Origin of the sequence: Schauerella aestuarii (assembly GCF_009866805.1) — a bacterium.
GTDB classification, from domain to species: domain Bacteria; phylum Pseudomonadota; class Gammaproteobacteria; order Burkholderiales; family Burkholderiaceae_B; genus Schauerella; species Schauerella aestuarii.
The window spans coordinates 711,960-731,305 of record NZ_SIZW01000041.1; the positions used below are offsets into that span (position 1 = coordinate 711,960).

At 63.7% G+C, this 19,346-nt stretch carries 16 protein-coding genes; 3 read left to right on the forward strand and 13 right to left on the reverse strand.

The genetic code is table 11. From position 1 onward, the window contains the following. Positions 1–66 precede the first annotated feature (66 nt). The 4 genes from EYW45_RS14155 to EYW45_RS14170 form a co-directional block, all read right to left on the reverse strand. The gene (locus EYW45_RS14155) at positions 67–927 is read right to left on the reverse strand and encodes a transglutaminase family protein (RefSeq protein WP_161136028.1); all 861 of its coding nucleotides are present in this window, start codon (positions 925–927) and stop codon (positions 67–69) included. 31 nt (positions 928–958) lie between these two features. Continuing rightward, entirely contained in the window at positions 959–1,930 is a 972-nt protein-coding gene (locus tag EYW45_RS14160; protein WP_161136029.1) for an alpha-E domain-containing protein, read from the reverse strand. Between the two features lie 2 nt (positions 1,931–1,932). Next, positions 1,933–3,363 carry a circularly permuted type 2 ATP-grasp protein gene (locus EYW45_RS14165; RefSeq protein WP_161136030.1) on the reverse strand — a complete coding sequence of 477 codons (1,431 nt, stop codon included), beginning with the start codon at positions 3,361–3,363 and terminating at the stop codon, positions 1,933–1,935. 422 nt (positions 3,364–3,785) lie between these two features. Beyond that, positions 3,786–4,466, reverse strand: coding sequence for a 5-formyltetrahydrofolate cyclo-ligase (locus EYW45_RS14170; RefSeq protein ID WP_161136031.1), 681 nt, complete (start codon positions 4,464–4,466; stop codon positions 3,786–3,788). An 18-nt stretch (positions 4,467–4,484) separates the two neighbouring features. Between EYW45_RS14170 and EYW45_RS14175 the strand changes: the two genes are divergently transcribed. Then, positions 4,485–6,575 carry a lytic transglycosylase domain-containing protein gene (locus EYW45_RS14175; protein ID WP_161136032.1) on the forward strand — a complete coding sequence of 697 codons (2,091 nt, stop codon included), beginning with the start codon at positions 4,485–4,487 and terminating at the stop codon, positions 6,573–6,575. Continuing rightward, positions 6,572–7,660: a CCA tRNA nucleotidyltransferase gene (locus tag EYW45_RS14180; RefSeq protein ID WP_161136033.1), complete on the forward strand. Its 1,089-nt coding sequence runs from the start codon at positions 6,572–6,574 to the stop codon at positions 7,658–7,660. Before EYW45_RS14175 ends, EYW45_RS14180 begins: the two co-directional genes overlap by 4 nt. On the opposite strand, the gene EYW45_RS14185 is transcribed toward EYW45_RS14180, so the two are convergent. From EYW45_RS14185 to EYW45_RS14195, 3 genes are all read right to left on the reverse strand, one after another. Further along, on the reverse strand, positions 7,657–8,835 hold the full coding sequence (locus EYW45_RS14185) for a class I SAM-dependent methyltransferase (protein ID WP_161136034.1): 1,179 nt from the start codon (positions 8,833–8,835) through the stop codon (positions 7,657–7,659). The two genes, EYW45_RS14180 and EYW45_RS14185, sit on opposite strands and share 4 nt — an antisense overlap. Next, on the reverse strand, positions 8,832–10,406 hold the full coding sequence (locus EYW45_RS14190; RefSeq protein WP_161136035.1) for a DEAD/DEAH box helicase: 1,575 nt from the start codon (positions 10,404–10,406) through the stop codon (positions 8,832–8,834). Before EYW45_RS14190 ends, EYW45_RS14185 begins: the two co-directional genes overlap by 4 nt. A gap of 274 nt (positions 10,407–10,680) precedes the next feature. After that, complete coding sequence (locus tag EYW45_RS14195) at positions 10,681–11,439, reverse strand: uracil-DNA glycosylase (protein WP_161136036.1); 759 nt, start codon at positions 11,437–11,439, stop codon at positions 10,681–10,683. Between the two features lie 229 nt (positions 11,440–11,668). On the opposite strand from EYW45_RS14195, the gene EYW45_RS14200 reads away from it, so the two are divergent. Next, a complete protein-coding gene (locus tag EYW45_RS14200; RefSeq protein WP_161136037.1) occupies positions 11,669–13,222 on the forward strand; it encodes a sensor histidine kinase in 1,554 nt (517 codons plus the stop codon). A 27-nt stretch (positions 13,223–13,249) separates the two neighbouring features. On the opposite strand, the gene EYW45_RS14205 is transcribed toward EYW45_RS14200, so the two are convergent. From EYW45_RS14205 to trpE, 6 genes are read right to left on the reverse strand one after another with little or no spacing between them, the layout of a single operon-like run. Then, entirely contained in the window at positions 13,250–13,729 is a 480-nt protein-coding gene (locus tag EYW45_RS14205) for an HIT family protein (RefSeq protein ID WP_161136038.1), read from the reverse strand. After that, positions 13,713–15,227, reverse strand: a complete 1,515-nt coding sequence (gene pap, locus EYW45_RS14210) for a polyphosphate:AMP phosphotransferase (RefSeq protein WP_161136039.1) — start codon at positions 15,225–15,227, stop codon at positions 13,713–13,715. Before pap ends, EYW45_RS14205 begins: the two co-directional genes overlap by 17 nt. A gap of 5 nt (positions 15,228–15,232) precedes the next feature. Then, positions 15,233–16,021: an indole-3-glycerol phosphate synthase TrpC gene (gene trpC, locus EYW45_RS14215; protein WP_161136040.1), complete on the reverse strand. Its 789-nt coding sequence runs from the start codon at positions 16,019–16,021 to the stop codon at positions 15,233–15,235. After that, positions 16,018–17,049 (reverse strand): anthranilate phosphoribosyltransferase, encoded by a 1,032-nt coding sequence (gene trpD / locus EYW45_RS14220; protein ID WP_161136041.1) that lies wholly within the window; start codon positions 17,047–17,049, stop codon positions 16,018–16,020. The genes trpC and trpD overlap by 4 nt, the downstream gene beginning before the upstream one ends. A 19-nt stretch (positions 17,050–17,068) precedes the next feature. Further along, positions 17,069–17,632 (reverse strand): anthranilate synthase component II, encoded by a 564-nt coding sequence (locus tag EYW45_RS14225; RefSeq protein ID WP_161136042.1) that lies wholly within the window; start codon positions 17,630–17,632, stop codon positions 17,069–17,071. 16 nt (positions 17,633–17,648) lie between these two features. Next, on the reverse strand, positions 17,649–19,169 hold the full coding sequence (gene trpE, locus EYW45_RS14230; protein ID WP_161136043.1) for an anthranilate synthase component I: 1,521 nt from the start codon (positions 19,167–19,169) through the stop codon (positions 17,649–17,651). Positions 19,170–19,346 lie beyond the last annotated feature (177 nt).

Consider the following 19,346-nt stretch of genomic DNA (forward strand, 5'->3'; position numbering starts at 1 on the left):
CAACTGATTGGAGTGTACTCAAACCCTGGCGGAAATGCTGCAAGGGCGATAGGTTGCGTAATGCTCCTACAGCTGCGACTGCGACTGGCTTTGCCCGAATCCTGAGTGTTGGCTCTGATGCTGGCTTTGCGAAGGGCCGGAATCGACCTGCACATCCACCATCATCGACTCCTCGCCGCCGCCGATACGCACCCCGCGCACCGGGGACGCCGAGTCGTAATCGCGCGCCACGGCCAGGCGGCAATGGCAGTCGGATGCGAACTGGTGATTGGTCACGTCGATGCTCACCCAGCCGTGGTTTTCAAGCCACACATCCACCCATGCGTGCGTCGCGGCATGCTCGTTCGGCGTGTAGAGATAGCCGCTCACGTAGCGCGCCGGGAGGCCCAGGCCGTGTACGCATGCCAGGAACAAGTGCGAATGGTCCTGGCACACCCCATGACCCATCTCGAGGACCTGGGGGGCGGCTGTGGTCACATCGGTGATGCCCGGCACATAGGCCACCCGCTCGTGAATGGCGCCGGCCAGCGCCAGGCCGTCGCCCGGCGTCTTCAGCCCGCGCGGCAGAGCGTCTGCGGTAAACGCGCGGATCGTCTCATCGCTCTGGGTGAGCGGTGTCGGCACGCAAAACGCCTCAACGGGCAGGCGGCTGTCCTCGCCGGTGACCACCCCGTCGCGCAGCGGCTGCACGTCGACCTGACCGGTCACGCGCAGTTCGATCTCGCGATGCGCACCATTGAGCGTCAGGATATGGGTGACGTTGCCGTAGGCGTCGGCCTGCTGCGTCAGCTCGCCGGGCGCGTCGATATGCCAGCGCAGAGGGTGTTGGTGATTGTCCTGGCGCGGCGTCAGGCGCAACGTCTGGATGCTGTAGGTGATCGGCGCGCTATAGCGATAGCGCGTGACGTGCCGGATGATGTGTCTCACGTCGAGTCTCCGTATCGTTGTTGGGGCGCGGTCATGCGGACAGCGGCACCAGGAAATCCTGGCTCACGCGATTGCCGAGATCGTTGATCTGCTCGAGAAAGCGATCCAGAAAGTCGTGCAGGCCGTCTTTCAGGATGTCTTCGATACGCGCATATTCGAGCTCGGCGCACAACATCCCTGCACGGCGCTGCGTTTCGGTCGAGCGGGCATTCGAGACCAGCGCGAGATCGTCGGCCACGGCCTTGACCGACGCCAGAAGCGAGCGGGGCATATCGCCGCGCAGGATGAGCAGCTCGGCCACGCGATCGGCACTGATGACGTCGCGATACACCTTGCGGTAGATCTCCATGCCCGATACCGATCCCAGAATGGCGGACCAGCGGTAGAACTCGGTGTGCGGCGACTGATGACGGCCGGGGTCCGCCAACTGGGCGGCTGCGTCGTCGGCCTTCTCGTGAAATTTCACGTCGAGCAGTCGCGCGGTGTTGTCCGCGCGTTCGAGATGGGTGCCGATGCGCTGGAAGTGCAGCGATTCGTCGGCCAGCATCGTGCCCACGGTGACCCCACGGGCGATCTGTGAGCGAAATACTACCCACTCGAAGAAGTCGCCCGGATAGGTTTCGGGAAGTTTGTTGTTCAGGTGCTTCTGCAGTTCCAGCCACGTGCCGTTATGGGTTTCCCACAATTCGGTGGTGAGGCTGCCGCGTACGGCGCGTGCGTTTTCACGCGCCGAGCGCAGGCACGAAAAAATCGATGACGGGTTGGCGGCGTCGCGCACCATGAAGTGAATCACGGCGTCGGGCGTGACGCGTTCGTGTTCCTGATCGAAGGCGGCTTCGAGTTCGGAAATGCGCAGCACGGCGCGCCACGACGCTTCTTGCGCGGCGGCATCCTGCGGCAGCAGGGACATGCGCAGATTGACGTCCAGCATGCGCGCGGTATTTTCGGCGCGCTCGAGATAGCGGCACATCCAGAAAAGGTTGTCGGCAGTTCGGCTCAGCATCGTTAGGCCTCCAATACCCAGGTGTCTTTGGTGCCGCCGCCTTGACTGCTGTTGACGACGAGCGATCCTTCCTTGAGCGCCACGCGGCACAGGCCACCCGGCACAGTGCGGATTTCCTTGCCGCACAGCACGTAGGGCCGCAGATCGACGTGACGCGGTGCCACGCCCGATTCCACATACGTGGGCACCGTGGAGAGCGCGAGCGTGGGCTGCGCAATGTAGTTGGAGGGATTCGCGCGCACGCGCAGCTTGAACGACTCGACCTGCGCCTGCGTGGATGACGGCCCCACCAGCATGCCGTAGCCCCCCGCGCCATGCACTTCCTTGACGACCAGATCGTGCATATTGGCCAGCACGTACGACAGCTCGTCAGGCTTGCCGCATTGCCACGTGGGGACGTTGGACAGAATGGGTTCTTCGTCCAGATAGAACCGGATCATGTCCGGCACATAGAGGTACGTCGATTTGTCATCCGCGATGCCGGTGCCGATCGCATTGGCCAAGGCCACACGGCCCGCGCGATAGACCGACAGCAGTCCGGGCACGCCGAGCGCCGAATCGCCGCGGAAGGACAGCGGATCCATAAAGTCGTCGTCGACCCGGCGATAGATCACGTCCACGCGCTTGGGACCGCGGGTGGTACGCATGAACACCGTATTGCGCTCGACGAACAGATCCTGTCCTTCGACCAATTCCACGCCCATTTGCTGCGCGAGAAAAGCGTGTTCGAAGTAAGCCGAGTTGTACATGCCCGGCGTAAGCACGACGACCGTGGGATCGTCGCTGCCGCGGGGCGCAACTTCGCGCAGGTTGTCGAGCAGGAGATCGGGATAGTGCGCCACGGGTTCGACCTTGGCGCGTGCAAACACTTCAGGCATGAGCCGCATCGACATCTTGCGGTTTTCCAGCATGTACGACACGCCCGACGGTACCCGCAGGTTGTCTTCGAGCACGTAGAACTCGCCAGCGCCCGCGCGCACGATGTCGATGCCGGCCACATGGCTGTAGATGCCTTCCGCCACATCGACGTCCTGCATCTCGGGCCGATACTGGGCGTTCATGAACACCTGCTTGGGCGGGATTTTGCCCGCGCGCACGATGTTGTGATCGTGATAGATGTCGTGCAGGAACATATTGAGCGCCCGCACGCGCTGTTTCAAGCCGGCATCCAGACGAAGCCATTCGTCGGCGGGCATGACGCGCGGAATCAGATCGAAAGGAATCAGGCGCTCGGTGCCGGCCTGATCGCCCGCCACCGAAAAGGTGATGCCGACGCGTCGAAAATTCAGGTCGGCATCGAGTCTGCGGGTAAGCATGGACTCGGCACTTTGATTGGCCAGCCATGCATTGAACACTTCGTAATGCGAACGAACCTTACCCTCTTGGTCGAGCATTTCGTCGAATGCGACGACCGGGCTGGACGCTTTGTCCATAGACGGCCCCTCCTTGACATGTATTTCTTTTGAATCCCGCGATGCGAGCCGTTTCTACACATCACTAGCAATGACCGTGCCAGATCATCTTAAGCGGGGCGTATGCGGAATTTCCATAGCGGTTTACGCTTGGATCGCAAATAAATACAGCGCCATTTGTAAGGCATGCACTGAGTTGGTGCAGGACGTGCGGGAAGTGGAATCCGCCGCAGGCAGACTGCGCTAAGACGGGGCGTGGCGAAAATAGGGTGCCGGTATGCCGGTGCTGCGGCTGACGTCACAGCACGTGTCGGCACCATCGACGTCGGCACCATTGACGTCGGCACCATTGACGTCGGCACCGTAGGCTTCGGCACCCTATGTGGCCGTCTGACGCTTCGATGTCGCGACGCTTCGATATCGCGCGCGTCGCTTTGATGTCTTCAGCGCAAGGTGAAGCGTGCGGGGGGCGCAGGTATGCGTGCCTTGGCGTCGGCGGCTTCGCCTGGTGCGGCCGGCACCCAGCCGTCGGGCGTGAGGATGGCATCCAGACGCTGATCGTGCGCGGCGGCTTGATAGTCTGCCGGCAGACGGCCCTCGGACCAGGCAATGCCGATCGTGATGGGCGTGCGTCCCGCTGCGCGCAATGTGGCCAGCGTGCGGTCGTAGTACCCGCCACCGTAACCCAGCCGATCCCCGCGCGCAGTGAATCCAAGCGTGGGCACCAGAATGACATCGGGTTGGCAGACGGCACCGTCGTGCGGCGCGGGAATGTCGTACAAGCCCGGTGTCATCGGGATGTCCGGCGACCATTGTTTGAAGGCGAGCGGCTGTGCTGCGGCTTCGATCACCGGTAACGCCACGGTCACGTCGCCATCGGCCCATTGCGTGAGCAAGGCCCGCAAATCCGGCTCGTCGGCCATGGGCCAGAATGCGGCCACACAGGTGGGCGCTGGCTGGCCGGCTTTGGTGGCGGCATCGCGTGCCGTGCCGAGCCATGCAAACAATCGCGCACGCATGAGCAGCGCGCCGCGGTCGCGGACGGTTGCGGGCAGGGCGGCGCGCGTAGCGCGTAAACGCGCGCGTATAGCGACTGCGTTATCCTCGGGGGTTTGCGAATTCATGCGGGTCGACGGTAAAAAATGAAGCATAGGCTTAAAGCGGGACGGTATCAGAAATCCCAGGCAGGGGTAACGCGGCACGGCTGGCGCCGTTGGTCGCCACTGGTCCTCTTGTGTTTGGCCGCATGTGGGTCGGTCGACGCGCAACAGCAGCAAGCCAATGCCACGCGAATGGCGGCTGCCGAAGGCGCCGCGCAAGGCATGCCCGAGGTGGCGGCCAGCATCGCGCCGATGCTCAGCTCGCCCACGCTGCCGGCCGTGATCGCCGCGCGGGAAGCCTTGCAACGCAAGCAGTGGTCGGTGCTGGGCTCGCTGCTGCCGCAAGCCGATGCCGATCTGCTGGGCATGTATCCGCAATATTGGATGTTGCGGTATCAACTCTGGAATGCGCCGCAGGCGCAATGGCCGACGGGCTCGATGGAGCGCTTCATGGCCACCCATCGCGATGCCTACCTCGCCGATCGCCTGCGCACCGACTGGATTCTGGCCGCGGCGCGCGCGCGCGATTTCGACACCGTCAGGCGCTTGGGCGAGGTCAAGTCCACCAGCGATCAAGTGGCGTGTGCCCAGCTTCAGGCGCGTCATATGGGTGGCCGCAAGGTCACGTCGGATCAGGCGTTCACGGCATTCACGCCGGGCTCGGCGTGCTGGGCGTTGCTCGATCAACTCGTCGTCGATCGCGCCGTGCAATGGAACGACGTGCAACCGCAGATGCGCGATGCCGTCGAGCAGGACAAGATCGCCGACGCGCGCCGATTGGCTGCCTACATGTTCTCGGCGGACGATATGCGTACGTTCGATTCGGTCATGCGCGATCCAATGCGTTGGCTTTCGCACCTGCCCAATCCGCAGGCCGGGCGCGACAATCAGGAATTCGTTACGCTGGCATTGGGCCGGCTGTCGCGCAAGGAAAAGGAAGCGGGCGCCGCCTATGCCGAGCGCGACTGGGCTGCCCGTACGCCGAAGGCCGATATGGCCTGGGTGCGCAGTCAGTTCGCCCTGATCGCCGCGCTCAATCTCGACGATCGCGCGGATGGCTATTACCGTCAGGCCGGACATATCCGCATGTCGGAATACAGCCAGGCCTGGAAGATCCGTTCGGCGTTGCGCCAGCCCACCATCGATTGGAAATGGGTAATCGAGTCGATCGAGTACATGCCCAAGTCCCAGCAGGATGAGCCGGTGTGGGTGTATTGGCGTGGTCGCGGTTTTGCGGCGCTCAACCAGCGCAGCCGCGCCGAGCGCGAATATGCGCGGATTGCAGACGAGTACAACTTCTACGGCCAATTGGCGGCTGAGGAACTGGGCCGCACGATCGTCGTGCCGCCTCGCCCCAGTCCGCTCACGCCGCGCGAAGTGCTGCGGGTGAGTGGCGACCCCGGCATCCAGCGCGCGGTGGCGCTGTTTCGCCTGGGCTGGCGTGCCGAGGCTGTGCCCGAGTGGAATTTTGCGATTCGCGACATGAACGACCGCGAGTTGCTGGCGGCCGCCGAAGTGGCGCGCGCCGAACACATCTACGATCGCGTGGTCAATACGTCCGATCGCACCGCTCGGGAAGTGGATTTCACGCAGCGCTACATTGCGCCGTTCGAAGGCCGCGTCTCTGCCCAGGCGCGCGAGATTTCGCTCGATCCGGCCTGGGTGTACGGCTTGATCCGTCAGGAGTCGCGATTCATCAGCAATGCACGCTCGCAAGTGGGCGCGTCGGGCTTGATGCAATTGATGCCAGGCACGGCCAAGTTCGTGGCGCGCAAGATCGGCATGAACGATTTCACGCCGGATAGCGTCAACGATTTCGACGTCAATACGCGTCTGGGCACCAACTATCTGAATATGGTGCTGCAGGATCTGAGCGGCTCGCAAGTGCTGGCCAGCGCCGGCTACAACGCCGGTCCCCGCCGTCCGCACGCCTGGCGCGGCACCTTGAGCCATCCGGTGGAAGGTGCCATCTTCGCCGAGACGATTCCGTTCACTGAAACGCGCATCTACGTCAAAAACGTGATGTCCAACGCCACCTACTATGCGGCCCTCTTCAGTGGCCAACCGCAATCGTTGAAGGCGCGGTTGGGCCGCATCGTGCCGCAAGGCAACGAATCGACCGATCTGCAATGACGGACGACGCCGCCACGACGGGATTGCAGGCGTACGTCGTGGGCGGCGCTGTACGCGATGCCTTGCTCGGCCTGCCTGCCGGCGACCGCGATTGGGTGGTCGTGGGCAGCACGCCCGAAGCCATGACCCAACGGGGCTTCATGCCGGTGGGCGGGGATTTCCCAGTCTTCCTGCACCCCTCGACGAAAGAGGAATACGCCTTGGCGCGCACAGAGCGCAAAACGGCGCTGGGGTATCAGGGCTTCACGTTCTACACCGGCGAGGATGTGACGCTCGCCGACGATCTCAAGCGCCGCGATCTTACGGTCAATGCCATCGCGCAGGCTGCAGACGGCACGCTGATCGATCCGCTGGGCGGCGCGGCGGATGTCGCGGCACGCGTGTTTCGCCATGTGGGCAATGCGTTTTCAGAAGATCCGGTTCGAATCCTTCGGCTGGCCCGCTTTGCCGCGCGTTTCGGTGACTTCACCGTTGCGCCGGAAACCATGGCGCTTTGCCGACAGATGGTCGAGGCAGGCGAGGCCGATGCGCTGGTGGCCGAGCGGGTATGGAAGGAAGTCGCACGCGGTTTGATGGCCGTCGCACCATCGCGGATGTTCGACATTCTGGCGCAGTGCGGAGCGCTCGAACGCATCATGCCGCAACTGAACGCGACGCCGCGCGCGTTGGCGGCTGTCGACACGGCCGCGCGGTTCGACATGACCTTGCCGCAACGCTATGCGCTATTGTGCGTCGAGTCGCCCGAGCGCGATGCGCTCAGCCAGCGCATGCGCGTGCCGCAGCTTTGCGCGGACTACGCGCGGCTGTTGCCGATCATGCTGGACGGGCTTGCTCGACGTGACGATCTTGATGCGCGCCTTGCGTTGATTGAACGCGCCGATGCGTTGCGCAAGCCAGAGCGATTCGAGGCGCTGCTCGCAGCGGCTGTGTTGTGGGACGAGCGCGTGGCGGTGTCGGCCTGGTCGGCCGATGCGGCGTGCGTGCGCGGCGTGGATGCCGGCGCCGTAGCGCGTGGCCAGGCGGCCAATCCCGCAGGCATCAAGGAGGCTGTGCGCAAAGCGCGACTGGCGGCGCTTGCGCCTTAAAGCGTGTGGCGGCGGTCGCGCGTTCCGAACGCCGTAAGTGGCGTATCGATACCGCGGCCGAGGGCGAGCACTTTGAAGAGTTCGCCCATTTCGGCTTCAGACACCAGCTTTTGCACCGGGCCCATCACGCGCGCGTAGGTGGCCACATCGTTGGGGTCGTAGGCGTGCAGCACCGCCGGCAGGCCGGCGTTCATCAGAAAGCGGCTCTGGCTGATATAGCCGAGCACATCCAGATCGTTATCGATCGCAGCCTGCGCCATCGCAGTGAAATCGACGTGCGCAGTGATGTCCTGCACGCCGGGATACCGCAGCACATCGGCATGCGCGTGATGGCGCAAGTGCGCCATCAACGTGCCGCCGGCGCGTTGGGGATGGTAGTACTCGCTTTGCGGAAAACCATAATCGATCAGCAGCGCCGCACCGCGCGTGAGCCACCGGCCCATCGCCGCGATCCATTGCTCGCCGAGCACATTGATTTCCGACACATAGCCCGGCATGGCGGGCAGCCGGCCGGCAAGGTGCGCCTGCAAGGCAGGTGACGCGGGCCGTGGCGACCACACGAAATGGCCGTCGCCATCGACGGCCACGCCATGTTCTTGCAGCGCGCCCTGGGCATCGAAGCCGAACACCGTCACCGGCATGGCGTCGAGCACTTCGTTGGCCACCACGCAGCCGACGAAGCGATCCGGCAAACGATCCAGCCATTGCACGCGATCGCCAAAGCGCGCCAGCCGCGTCTGTTGCACCGCTTTCAGATCGGCCGACACTTCGATGATGCGGTAATCCGCTGCCACACCCAGCGCGTCGAGCGCGTCCAGCATGTCGGCCGCCAGCGCACCGGTGCCGGCACCGAACTCGAGTACGGTTCGGCCCGCGCACGCTTGCAGCACTTCGGCCACGCAGCGTGCCCAGGTCTGAGCGAATACCGGCGTGAGTTGGGGCGCAGTAACGAAATCGCCCGCGAGGGACGCGGGCGAATCGGTATCGGCCAATTTGATGTTGCCTGCCGCGTAGTACCCCAGGCCGGAGGTATACAGGGCATCGGCCATCCACTGCTCGAAAGAGACCCAGCCGCCTTGCGCGGCAATGATGCCGCGTAAGGCGTCGGCCGTGCGCGCGCTGTGCGCGCGTGCGGCCGGATCAAGCTCGGGAAGGGTATTGGCCTGCTTTCTCAATCGCGGCGTTCGGCGTGAGCCGGCTTGCCGAAGCGTTTGGCCGGAGCGCCTTCACGCTTGCCGAATGCGGGCTTCGGGCCACGGGGGGCGCCGGCCGGTGCTGCACCGTGGGGACGGGCAGGACGGTCGCCGTCGCCGCGGAAACCAAAGCTCGGACGGGGGGCGTCGGCACGGAAGCCTTCGCTGCGCTCGGCGCGGAAGCCTTCGCTACGTTCCGGACGCGAACCGCCTTCGGGACGATCGCCACGGTATCCGCCGCCAGCGCCTTCAGGGCGGGCGTTGAACGACGGGCGCGCTGCGGGCTTGCCACGGCCTTCGTAGCCGCCGCCGTTACCGCCGAATGCCGGACGACCACCGCCGAAGCCGCCACGGCTCGGGCCGCTGCGCTTGTTGAAGGGCTTGCCGCCCGGACGATCGCTCGACGGACGGGCAGAACGCTTCGGCTCCAGGCCGGGAATCGTTTGCGCGTCGATCGTTTGACCGGTGAAGCTTTCGATGCGGCGAATCTTGTGACGTTCCGAGTGCGTGGCCAGCGTGAAAGCCAGGCCGCTGCGACCGGCGCGGCCGGTACGACCGATACGGTGCACGTAGTCTTCGGCTTGCATCGGCAGGTCGAAGTTCACGGCGTGGCTGATGCCTTGCACATCGATACCGCGAGCGGCAACGTCGGTGGCAACCAGGATCTTCAACGCACCGCGCTGCAGCATCGTCAACGTACGGGTACGTTGGCGCTGGTTCATGTCACCGTGCAATGCGGCAGCCGAAAAACCTTGTTCCGACAGGCGATCGGCCAGATCGTCAGCGCCGCGCTTGGTCGACGTGAAAACGATGGCTTGATCGAGTGCGGCATCGCGCAGCACGTGGTCGAGCAACTGCAGCTTGTGGCTGAGGTCGTCTGCGTAGTACAGGCTTTGCGTGATGTTGCTGTGCTTTTCTTTCTGGCCGGCCAGTTCGAGACGCTCGGGATTGTTCATCAGCGTGGCGCCCAGCTTGGCGATGTTGCCATCGAGCGTGGCCGAGAACAGCAGCGTCTGACGTTCCTTCGGCAGGCGGCCGACGATCGTTTCGATATCTTCGATGAAACCCATGTCGAGCATGCGGTCGGCTTCGTCGAGCACCAACGTATGCACGGTCGACAGCTTGACGCGGCCGGCTTGCAGGTGGTCGAGCAGACGGCCCGGGGTGGCGACCAGCACGTCGATGCGACGCGACAGGGCTTTCAATTGGGCGCCGTAAGGCATGCCGCCGACGATGGTGGCGGTGCGCAGATCGGACAGGTTCTTGCCGTAGGCGATCGTGGCGTCGGTGACCTGCATCGCGAGTTCACGCGTCGGGGTCAACACCAGCACTTGCACGCCAACGCCGCGGTCGGCGTTCTGGGCAATACGGTTCAGGGCGGGCAGCATGAAGGCTGCGGTCTTGCCGCTGCCGGTTTGCGCCGAAACCATCAAATCGCTGCCGGCGAGCGCTTTCGGGATCGCGGCAACTTGAACGGAAGTGGGGGTCGTGAAGCCAGCATCAGCCAGCGCGGACAACAGTTTGGGCGACAAGCCCAGGTCTTGAAAAGACATGACTTTCCTTCGGCCGCGAAAAGCGACCATGCCGCCGCTAGGCTTCTAGCCGAGACGGGCGACGGTTGACGGAGCATCGTGCCGACCGAATCAACCGTGCGCGTCATGCATTCCACAAGGGGAGTGCGGTGCGAAAGGAAAGGAGGTCAGGAATCGATGACGCTCGGCATCTGAACGGGCATGTGTTGGTCACATGAAATTGCCCGATAAAACTGCGTGTTGGCCTCTGCTTACAGAGGCCTATGCCGAGTCGTTGGTTTGTGCAGTGCGAGAATCATAACCCAAAAGTGCCTTGTCTGGCTACACCGGTGTGCGGTGAGGCCCAGTCGACCGCGGGGCGACCGTGGTTTTCCAACCACGCATTTGCCTGTGCGAAGTGCCCGCAGCCCAGAAACGGCACGGGCGGCCGCATGGCGGAAAGCGGCGAAGGATGATTGGCGCACAGCACCAATCGGTCGTCGCGCGGCGCGAGCAAGGCGCGTTTGGCTTGGGCGTGGGCGCCCCACAGCATGAACACGCGTGCACCGGGTTGGCGCGCGACGTCGGCGATCAGCGCGTCGGTGACGACTTCCCAACCGCGTTTGGCGTGCGATGCGGGCTGTCCGTCTTCCACGGTAAGCGACGTATTCAATAGCAGCACGCCTTGCGCGGTCCAGGACGACAGGTCGTTGGCGGGCGACGTGGGCGCGTCCGGATATTCGCGCGCCAATTCCTTGAAGATATTGCGCAGGCTCGGCGGCCGGCGGCAATCGTCGGGCACGGAGAAGGCCAGGCCCTGGGCCTGACCGGGGCCATGATACGGATCCTGACCCAGGATCACGACGCGCACATCTTGCGGCGCGATCGTGGTCAAGGCGCGATAGGGGGCGGCGGGATAGACGGTCGCGCCGCTCGCGACGCGGGCGTCCACATAGTCGGCAATTTGCGTCAGCGCGTTCTTCACGGAGGGCGCGCTCAAGGCCTCGCGCCAGGCGATGGGCAGCGCGTCGGTGAGCGAATGAAGGGAGGTCTGCAGTCGGTTGTCGGTCGTCATGGGTATGCCGGTATTCATCGGCGCAAATTGTGCCACTACTCGATGTTGGATGGCGGCCTTGCATTGCCCCTGCGCACGTCTCTGCAAGCGCGTCGTCAGCAAGACGTGGCTCACTTGCAGCGTTGCCGTTCATACGCCCAGTTCCCGCCGGATCGGGCCAAATGTAGGCTAACATCGCGCCGATCGATGCGTCCTTTTCTGGCTCATCGAGGCGATCCGAGGAATGTTGATGAGCGAGCCGACCGTAGACGAGCTGGTGACGAGCGCAGTGCAAGTATCGAGTGTGCGCTTGCGGCGTCAGCACGAGCTGGCCGTCGAATTCGCGATCGCTGCGCATCAGATGCGCGATATTGCGCAGGCGCTCAAGCAGGCCTGCGAGGTGGTTGCTCAAGGCGTGCATGCGCAGTACGTCAAAGTGCTGCAGTATCAACCCGCTGACGAGCGGTTGTTGTTGATCAATGGCGTGGGCTGGGCGCCTGAGGAAATCGGGACGGCCACGCTGAGCGCCGACGATGCCAGTCCTGCGGGCCATGCCTATATCAGCGGTCGTCCCGTCATCTCCAATCACCTGGGTGATGAGCACCGCTTCCGCACGCCCGATCTGCTGCTGCGTCACGGCATCAAGCGCGCGATCAATGTGCCGATTCGAGGCGTGCCGGAATCGTTTGGCGTGCTCGAAGCGGATAGCTCGAACGGCGAAGACTTCATCGAAGCCGACATCGTTTTCATGGAGTCGATCGCCAACGTCATCTCGATGACGATTCAGCGTGTGGGCGCCGAGCGCTACGAGCGCCGCAATGAGTTGTTGTCGGAGAGCGTGCTCAACGCAAGTACCGACTGCATCAAGGTGCTGACGCCCGACGGCCACGTCGAATTCATGAATGCCAATGGCATGCAGCAGATGGGAATCGAAGACTTCGCCGAAGTGCAGGGCAAGTCGTGGCGCGACGTCTGGCCCATCGACGATCCGTCCAAGGTCGAACATGCCATCCGCCGGGCGCTGAACGGCGAGTCGGAACGCTTCGAAGCGTACAGCCCCACCCGCCGTGGCGAGGCCCGGTGGTGGGACGTGTCCGTGGCGCCCATCAAGGGCGATGCGGGCGATATCGAACGTATCGTGGCCGTGTCGCGCGACATCACCGAGCGTCATACCAATGAGCAGATCCTGGCCGATTTGATTTCGGTGCAGGAAACCAAGCTCGACACCTCCGAATTGATGATGAAGGAAGTGCATCATCGCGTGAGCAACAGCCTGCAGCTCGTGCAAACGTTGCTGGCACTGCAAGGCAACCTGGCCGGCGATAAAACGGTGGCCAGTCACCTGCAGGTGGCGGCCACGCGTGTGCTCACGGTGGCGTCGGTGCATCAGCGCTTGTACGAAGGCAATCAGGAAGCCACCAATGCCAGCGCCTATCTGAGCGGGCTGGTCACGGACCTGCGCGCACTGGCATCGGACCGGTCGATTGCCTTCAAGGCGCCGTCCGAGGTCACCGTACCGGCCGAGAAGCTTGCGCCGCTCGGATTGGTCACGGCCGAACTCGTCACCAATGCGATCAAGTATGGCAAAGGCGATATCGCCGTCACGCTTGCTGCCGCAGGCAGGGACGTCAAAGTCACGGTGGAGGACGAAGGCCCGGGCTTCCCCGACGCCTTTCCCACACCGCAAGGTACCGGGCTTGGCATGCGCCTCATCAAGGCGTATGCAGGCCGCGGCCCCAACGCGATCATGGTCGATCGCAATGCACCGTTCAGTCGTATTGTGGTGACCTTCAAGGTCGCCTGATCGCTTTGCCGTGTGGCCGTCCGGCAGCTAGCGGAGTTCGTCCAGCGCGGTGGCCAGCGCCATCCGATAGTCCGGCATCGAGGCTTCCAGACGGGCCAGACGTGCGGCGCCTTGCGGGGCGTCGGCCGTGGGCGGACGGCGCCGAGGCGACCAAAACGCATCCGGAAACTGCGGATCGTCGCGCCAGCGCGGGATCACATGCCAATGCAGATGCGGCACATAGTTGCCAAAGGTTGCCAGATTGATTTTGTCCGGCCGCAGCACGTCGCGCTGCGCCTGCTCGACCAGCCAGACCGCGTGCATGATGAGGTCGCGCTCTTCGCGCGACAGGTCGGTCATCTCGGCCACATGCGCATGCCAGATCACGCGCGTGAAGCCGGGATACTCAGGCTCGCCTGCATCGATCACGCGTAGCCGGGGACCGGTCCACAGTACCCGGCCGCCGTCGTCGCGGCACAGCGCGCATTCGGGATCGGCGCGGCCAGCGTGTTCAGAGTGTGCGTTCATGGTCGCCGGGCTTGTCGTGTTCGAGGGCCAGCACCACCTCACGCAATACGTCCAGCCGTGCCTGCCGTTTGTCGTCTGCCTGGATGACATGCCACGGCGCTTCGCGCGTGTCGGTACGCGCCAGCATGTCGCGCGTGGCCTTTGCATACGCGTCCCACTGTTTGCGGTTGCGCCAGTCCTCGTCGGTGATTTTGAAATGCTTGAACGGCGACTGCTCGCGTTCCTTGAAGCGCTGCAACTGCACATCCGCCGACACCGCCAGCCAGAATTTGACGACGATCGCGCCGGCGGCGTTCAGCTCCGCTTCGAACTCATTGATCTCGCGATAGGCGCGGCGCCACGCCTGTTCAGGTGCAAATCCTTCCACCCGTTCCACCAGGACACGACCGTACCAGGATCGATCGAAAATCGCGATGCGCCCCAGTGCGGGCACGCGGCGCCAGAATCGCCACAGGTAGGGCCGGGCAAGTTCTTCGGTGCTGGGTGCTGCGATCTGCGCGATGTCGTACTGGCGGGCGTCCAAGGCGAGCGTGATACGCCGGATGGCGCCGCCTTTGCCGGCGGCGTCCTGACCTTCGAACACAAGCACCAGCGAGCGCTCGGCAAACTTGCGTTTGCGTACGGCACGCGCAAGGCGCGCCTGCCAGCGCGTGAGCTCTGCCGTGTAATCCTCTTTTTCCACGCTCTCGACGCCAGGTTCGGTGGCCAGGGCAGCGCCTGCGTGTGCGGCGCGTTGCTCGAGCATTTTCAATTCGGCTGCGCGCGTCCAGCGCGGTTGCTGGCGCGGCTTCGGTCCGGGATGACGGAGCGCCGCCAGAATGGTCTCGGCAGTGCGCAGCGTGCGCAGCTTCTCATCCGCGCTGGGAATCACGATCCACGGGGCGTACGACAACTGCGTGCGATCGATCATCGCCATGCCGGCGTTGCGCAGGCGATCGAAGTGCTTGGCGACCTTGCGATCGGCCGGTGCCACTTGCCACGCGGTATCTTTATCCGACAGCAGATGCGCGGTGCGTGCGGCCTGGGCCTCACGCGACAGGTGATACCAGAGCTTGACGATCTGCACGCCTTCGCGGCTCAGCATGGCTTCGAAGGCTGCGATTTCATCGGCAAGCGTTTCGATGCGGACCAGATTCGGCTTCTTGCGATAAGCCTCCCGCGCCAACTCGGCATACCAGGACCCGAACACAATACCGGTTCGCCCTTTTGCAGGCAGCGCGTTCCAGTAGCGCCACATCGGCGGCCGACTGGCCTCGGCAGGTGAGGGGGCACCGAACGCGAGCGTCTGGATATGCCGCGGATCCATCCATTCGTTGATCTGGTTGATCGTGGCGCCTTTGCCGGCCCCATCGATCCCGCTCACCACCACGAGCAAGGCGCGATCGGCTTTCTCCAGAAATGCGTATTGCGCCTGCAGCAAGGCGGTGCGCAGCTTTTCTTCCGCCTTTTTGGCGGTCGCTTTCTCAACGATCGGATCGGATTCGGCTTCTTCGAACATGGCGGTCAGGCCACCAGGCGCGCGAGTTCGGCGCCCGGCTCTTTGGCGCGCATGAAGGCTTCGCCCACCAGAAACGCGTGGACGTCATTGCCGCGCATCAGGCGCACATCGTCGGGTGTGAGAATGCCACTCTCGGTAATCACGCGCTTGCCTTCCGGGATGCGGGGCAGCAGGTCGAGGGTGTTCTGCAAGCTGGTTTCGAACGTGCGCAGATTGCGGTTGTTGATGCCCAACAGCGGCGTTTGCATGGTGAGGGCGATGTCGAGTTCGGCTGCGTCGTGCACTTCGATCAACACATCCATGCCAAGATCCATCGCGCAGGCTTCGAACTCCAGCAATTGCGTCGGCGACAGGGCGGCTGCGATCAGCAGCACGCAGTCGGCGCCCAGCGCACGGGCATGCACGATCTGGTAGGGATCGATAATGAAATCCTTGCGCAGCACCGGGAGGGTGCACGCCGCACGCGCCTGGCGGAGATGGTCGTAAGCCCCCTGGAAGAACTGCACATCGGTGAGCACCGAAAGGCAGGCGGCGCCATGTACGGCGTAGGACGACGCGATCTCGGCGGGACTGAAATGCTCGCGCAGCACGCCGCGGGAGGGCGATGCTTTCTTGATCTCGGCGATGACGGCTGCACGCCCTGCATCGATCTTGTCTTCGATGGCTTGGGCAAAGCCGCGAACGTCCTGCCGCGCCTTGGCTTCGCGCAGGAGTTCCGACTCGCTGCGCAACTGGCGCGCGGTCGCGACTTCCTCGGCTTTGACGGAGAGGATTTTCGCTAGGATGTCATTCATGTGGTGAATTTCCGGGTGTAGGCGCAGAAGTCTTCAAGCTTCGCCCGCGCCGAGCCGTTAGCAATGGTTTCGAACGCAAGGGCCATGCCGGATTCTATCGAATCGACCTTGTTGCCGGCGTAAATGGCAAGCCCCGCATTGAAGGCGACGATATCGCGGGCGGGGCCCTCGACGTTATTGAGCGCTTCCAGCACGAGCTCGCGCGATTCTTCGCGATTGGACACCTTGATGCCACGATTGGACATCATGGAAAGTCCGTAGTCTTCAGGATGAATCTCATATTCGCGCACCTCGCCGTCCTTCAGCTCGCCCACCAGGGTAGCCGCGCCCAGCGACGCTTCGTCCATCCCATCCTTGCCGTGCACGATCAGCACATGCCTGGAGCCCAGGCGCTGCAGTACGCGCATCTGGATGCCGACGAGATCCGGGTGAAACACGCCCATCAGTTGGTTGGCGGCGCCGGCAGGATTGGTGAGCGGCCCCAGGATGTTGAAAATCGTGCGAACGGCGAGTTCCTTGCGAATCGCGGCCACGTTTTTCATGGCGCCGTGGTGGGCGGGCGCAAACATGAAGCCGATATTGGTGGCTTCGATGCTCTCGGCCACTTGTTCGGGTGTCAGGATCAGGTTGGCGCCCAAGGCTTCGAGCACGTCGGCGCTCCCCGACGACGACGACGCGCTGCGGTTGCCGTGCTTGGCGATCCGCACACCGGCGGCAGCGGCCACAAACATCGCGGTGGTCGAGATATTGAACGTGTGGCTGGCGTCGCCGCCGGTGCCGCACATATCCAGCAGGTTGTTGGGATCGGGCGTGTCCACCTTGGTGGCAAATTCGCGCATCACCTGTGCGGCCGCCGCGATCTCACCGATGGTCTCTTTCTTCACGCGCAGACCCATCAGGAGGGCACTTGCGAGCTGCGGCGACATTTCGCCGCGCATCAGCATGCGCATCAGATGCAGCATCTCGTCATGAAAGATCTCGCGGTGTTCGATGCATCGCGTCAACGCTTCGTTAGGCGTAATAGGCATGGTTGGCTCCGCGCTGTTTTTAGAGGGTCAGAAAGTTGCGCAACAGCGCATGGCCGTGTTCGCTCAGTACCGACTCGGGATGGAACTGCACCCCATAGATCGGCAACTCGCGATGGCGCACGCCCATGATGTCGCCATCCTCGGCGGTCGCCGTAACTTCCAGGCAATCGGGCACGGTGGCCGGATCGATCGTGAGCGAGTTGTAGCGGATCACCGTATAGGGTGAGGGCAGGTTGCGGAAAATATCCGTGCCGGTGTGCGACAGACGGATCGTCTTGCCGTGCATGATGTTGGGCGACCGCACGATGTTGCCGCCGAATGCCGCGCCAATGGCCTGATGGCCCAGGCACACGCCCAGAATCGGAATGGCGCCCGCGAAGCGCTTGATCGTGTCGATCGAGATGCCGGCCTCGGTCGGCGAGCACGGCCCGGGCGACACGCAAATGCGATCGGGCTTGAGCGTGGCGATCTCGTCCAGCGTGATCTGGTCGTTGCGCGCCACGCGCACGTCTTCGCCCAGTTCGCCGAAATACTGCACGAGGTTGTAGGTAAACGAATCGTAGTTGTCGATCATCAACAGCATGGCAGTTCTCCGGGATTCAGATGGGTTCGTCCAGGCCCACCTGGACCTGTTCCGCGGCACGCAATACGGCGCGTGCCTTGGCCTCGGTTTCCTGCCATTCTTTTTCGGGGTCGGAGTCGGCCACCACGCCGGCGGCCGCCTGCACATACAACGTGCCGTTTTTGATCACGCCGGTGCGGATCGCGATCGCGACATCCATCTCGCCGCTGTAGCTCAAGTAACCGGCCGCGCCGCCGTAGATGCCACGGCGCACGGGTTCGAGCTCGTCGATCACTTCCATGGCGCGCACTTTCGGTGCGCCCGTGAGGGTGCCGGCCGGGAAGGTCGCGCGCAGGACGTCCATGCTGCTCATGTTCGGCTTGAGCGTGCCTGTCACATTGGACACCAGATGCATCACGTGCGAGTAGCGCTCGATGGTCATCGTATCGGTCACGTCAACCGTGCCGGTTTCGGCGATGCGGCCCAGATCGTTACGCGCCAGGTCGATCAGCATCACATGCTCGGCGATTTCCTTGGGGTCGGCCTTGAGCTCCTCGGCGAGCGCCGCATCTTCTTCCAGCGTGGCGCCGCGGCGGCGGGTGCCGGCCAGGGGGCGGATCGTGGCGCGCGAGCGCGATTCGCCGTCGACCACGATCGCTTCCTGGCGCACCAGGATCTCGGGGGATGCACCCACGACCTGGAAGTCACCGAAATTCCAGAAGTACATGTAGGGCGACGGATTGAGCGAGCGCAGCGCGCGGTACAGCGACAGGGGCGCGTCGCGGAACGGTTTGGCGATCACTTGCCCCACCTGCACCTGCATCAAGTCGCCGGCGGCGATGTATTCCTTGGCGCGCGCCACGGCGGCGAGGTAGTCGGCCTTGTCGAAGTCGCGGCGCTCATCGGTTTGCAGGCTGGCCAGGCTGTAGGGGATCTCGACCGGCTTGCGCAGCTTGGCGCGCAACTCCAGCAAGCGCTTCTGCGCTTTGCTGTAGCTTTCGGGCAGGGCCGGGTCGGCGTACACCATCAGGTACGTGCGGCCTGCAAGGTTGTCGACGATCACGAGTTCGTCCACGTGCATCAGCATGAGATCGGGCGTGCCTTCTTCCATGCCGGCCGGAAACGGCTTCACGGCAGGGCCCAGCTTCGGCTCGATGTGACGCACGGTGTCGTAGCCGAAGTAGCCGGCCAGACCGCCCGCAAAGCGGGGCATGCCGGGGCGCAGCGCCACCTTGAAGCGCGCCTGGTAGCTTTCGATGAACGCCAGCGGATCGCCTTCATGCGTTTCCACCACGTTGCCGTCGCGCAGCACTTCGGTCAGCGTGCCGCTCGCCCGGATCACGGTGCGGGCCGGCAGGCCGATGAACGAGTAGCGGCCGAAGCGCTCGCCGCCGACCACGGATTCCATCAGGCAGCTCATGCGGCCTTGATGCGGGCCGCTGTGCGCGAGCTTCAGGTAGATCGCGAGCGGCGTGTCCAAGTCGACGTACGTCTCCTTGACCAGCGGAATGCGGTTGTAGCCTTGAGCTGCGAGGGCCTTGAATTCGATTTCTGTCATGTCCGATCTCGTAGTGCTTGTTTTGGGGGCAACGGCCACAAATCGCTGGACACAAAAAAGCCCGGCCAGCGATCTGGTTCCGGGCTTGGGGATGTGTCGTATTACTGTCGGCTTCCGCTCGGCATGCGCCTAGGGGGCCGGAGAGCGCTCATCGCCACCCGGAGGTCAAATACCACC